The following is a 434-nucleotide window of genomic DNA, read 5'->3' as shown; positions in this document are numbered from 1 at the left end:
CCTCCTCGCGAAATCGCAGAGGGCTCTGCCCTGGCCCGGTGACGGCGACTGCGAGTCGTCCAGCATCCATGCACCGAACACTGGTTCGGTCCTTGTGCCTGGGGTGGATGCTGACCTGGAGCTTCGGCTGTAGCGAACAAGCCGCGACGACGGTAGAGCGGCAGTCCGATGTTCCTGCCACTCCATCGAGTTCGGTACGGCCGGTCCACCAGTTCGAGCAGGCGAAGCAGCGGACCAAGGCACTGGGAGAGCGCTGTGCCACTGGCGGCGAGTCCGATTGCCATTCCCGCCTCTGCCTGCGGGCCGGGCCTCAGCTCGATCAGGACTATTTCTGCAGCCAGCAGTGCCGCAGTGATGACGACTGCCCGAAAGCCTGGAGCTGCGTCCAGATTCATCCCTCCGCCGGAGGGCAGGTGTGCGCGCCGCCTGAAGGC

This window comes from Myxococcus sp. AB056, assembly GCF_006547365.1.
GTDB lineage: Bacteria > Myxococcota > Myxococcia > Myxococcales > Myxococcaceae > Myxococcus > Myxococcus virescens.
The sequence above is the reverse complement of the archived record's forward strand: the minus strand, read 5'-3'. Positions refer to the sequence as shown.